The 2,604-nt window shown below is 65.3% G+C and carries 3 protein-coding genes; 1 reads left to right on the top strand and 2 read right to left on the bottom strand.

What is annotated here, in order from left to right:
* Positions 1–108: 108 nt before the first annotated feature.
* Positions 109–681: a large conductance mechanosensitive channel protein MscL gene (gene mscL / locus Q4F91_RS13300; protein ID WP_303338213.1), complete on the bottom strand. Its 573-nt coding sequence runs from the start codon at positions 679–681 to the stop codon at positions 109–111.
* A gap of 41 nt (positions 682–722) precedes the next feature.
* The gene (locus tag Q4F91_RS13305) at positions 723–1,550 is read right to left on the bottom strand and encodes a DNA alkylation repair protein (protein ID WP_303338214.1); all 828 of its coding nucleotides are present in this window, start codon (positions 1,548–1,550) and stop codon (positions 723–725) included.
* Between the two features lie 179 nt (positions 1,551–1,729).
* Between Q4F91_RS13305 and Q4F91_RS13310 the strand changes: the two genes are divergently transcribed.
* On the top strand, positions 1,730–2,443 hold the full coding sequence (locus Q4F91_RS13310) for a nucleoside recognition domain-containing protein (RefSeq protein WP_303338215.1): 714 nt from the start codon (positions 1,730–1,732) through the stop codon (positions 2,441–2,443).
* Positions 2,444–2,604 lie beyond the last annotated feature (161 nt).

Consider the following 2,604-nt stretch of genomic DNA (forward strand, 5'->3'; position numbering starts at 1 on the left):
ATACGGGGACACCAAAAGTGTCCCCGTATTGGGAGCTAAGCTCCGGGAGTTCCCGGAAGAACGCGGGTTTCTCAACCGCGGGCCGACCGGCCCGCGTCAGAAGGTCTGTCAGGCGGCAGGCTTCTGCGCCTGGGCGGCCTTCAGCAGGTCGCGGATCTCGCAGAGGACCTTGAGTTCCTCGGCGGTGATCGGAGCGGGCGCCGCAGCGGCGGCGGCAGCGGCGGCCTCTTCCTCAGCCTTCTTCGCGGCCTCGGCGGCGGCCTTCTCTTCCTCGGCCTTCTTCTCGGCGGTGGCGAGCGCGAGCAGACGGTCGGCCTCGGCGGCGAGACGGGTGCGGGCCGTCACGACGATCTTGATCAGCCAGAACACGGCGAAGGCGAGCAGCAGGAACTGCACGACGGCCGTGAGGAAGGCGCCGTAGCCGAAGACCGTGGCGCCGGCCTTGACGAGGGCCTCGTAGGTCTGCGGACCCGTGTAGCCCTCGGGGGCGTCCTTCAACACGATGAAGAGGTTCGTGAAGTCCGGGCGGCCGACGAGCACGCCGAGGATCGGATTGATGATGTCCTTCACGAGGCTGTCGACGATCTTGGAGAACGCGGCGCCGATGATAACGGCGACGGCAAGATCAAGGACGTTGCCCTTCGAGATGAAGGCCTGAAATTCCTGGAAAAACTTGCGCATTGAAGAAACCTCCTCCTGCCTCATTCCGGACAGGCTGCTGTTCACTTGATTCTGAGGGCCGGCGGGGCGAGGACCCCGGTCCGGGGCGGGGCGTTCTCCGGAACTTTCTCCGGCGGGCGTTCCGCGAGTGACTTGGCGATATTTTGCGACAGATCTGCCTTTTGTGCACGTGTCACTCGGAACGAATCCCGAACCTTCTGCGTCGCCCGGCGCGCCGTGACGGAATCAATTTTTCCCCGCTCCACCGCGTCCCGGAGCGCTTTTTCCGTGCGCACCGGGTCCTCGACGAAGAAAACCGAGAGCGCCCAGGCGAGCGCCATGGAAACGTAATAGGCGTTGCGCGCAGACCTCAGGACAGGGGCGGAAAGTGACATTTTGAGCGCCCTCGCCGTCCAGGGCGCCGCGGCGAAGTGCTCGAGAAGCAGCACGAGCCCGACGCGGATCCGCCAGACGTCGCCGCTCTTCAGGAGCCCATCGATGAAGGCGAGGCTCTCTTCCGGGTGCTCGCGGCAGGGCTTCATCGCGCCGCAGAAGAGGTCGCACGTGGCCCAGTTCGTGATGAGCGGGAGATAGGCCTCCGTGAGCGCGAGACGCTCCGCGAATGTGATGCCCCTGAGACCGGCGATCACGAGCCCGATCACCTCGATCACCTCGTGCGCCCGGACGGAGCGGATCCTCGCCGGGTCGAGCGCCTCGTCGACGAGCGCCCTGCCCGCGCCGGCGCGCAGCACATCCCGGGCGGCCTGGCGTACGGCGCCCATCGGCACGCCGATGCGCCCGCGCACGCCCGGCGTCATCACGCCGATGGTGTCGTAGTTGCGGGGGACGGCGGCGTTGAGAAGCCGCAGGTGCAGGGCGTCGAGGGTCATGAGGGCTTCCTGTGAAGGCTGAGCTTTGAGCTCCAAGCTTAGCCTGCGGCGGAGCAGGAGAAAAAAGTATTCACAACCCGCCGCCGCACCACTACAATGCGTGCACCTTCCCTGTGCACGGGATTCGCGAGAACCCCGGGCGCGGGAGCGACAACAAAGAAAACATCCCGGAAAAAGTCATGTCCACCACCACAGACTCCGCCGTTCCGCAGCCTGAGAATCCCGGCATCAAGGGCTACATCTCCTTCATCTTCGCCGTTCTCTTCTTCTCGGGTCTTCTCATCACTGACGAGTGGTGGGGCATCTTCGACTACACGATCCTGCTCGGCAACTTCGGCCAGATGGTCTCGAACGTCTCCGACAAGGGCGGCGAGATCGTGACGGCCATGTCGAACTTCCGCGGCAAGGGCGGCTCGGGCGCGATCGACGGCTTCCTCTTCGCGATGTCGCTCATCCCCTCGATCATGCTCGCCACCGCGATGATCGCGGTCTTCGAGCACTACGGCGCCATCCGCGCGGCCGAGCGCATGCTCAACCCGATCCTGCGCCCGACGATGGGCCTTCCGGGCTGCTGCTCGCTCGCCATGATCGCCTCGCTGCAGTCGACCGACGCCGGCGCGACGCTCACCCGCACGTTGAAGGAGTCCGGTGAGATCACCGAGACGGAGACCGAGATCTTCGCCACCTTCCAGATGACGGCCGACGCCGCGATCGGCAACTTCCTCGCCACCGGCATCGTGTTCTTCGCGCTCAAGAACGCCGACGGCACGCCCTCCGTGCCCACCACGATCGGCGTCTGCCTCGCGGTGATCCTGCTCGGCAAGGTGCTCGCCGCCAACATCATGCGCATCCTGACGATCCGCCGCGCCCGCAGGGAGGCGGCCGCCGGCTGATCCCCAGGAAACGATCACAGACCTTCCCGAAGAGGCCGCGGATTTCCGCGGCCTCTTTTCTATTCCGGGTCTCGCCCTGTAGTATCCGGGAAGCCCTAAAACTCACCACGGCTAACGCTTGAAGCCCCTGATTGACCCAACCCAAGGAGCTCGGATTCCGC

This window comes from Sutterella sp., from assembly GCF_030539355.1.
Taxonomy (GTDB): domain Bacteria; phylum Pseudomonadota; class Gammaproteobacteria; order Burkholderiales; family Burkholderiaceae_F; genus Sutterella.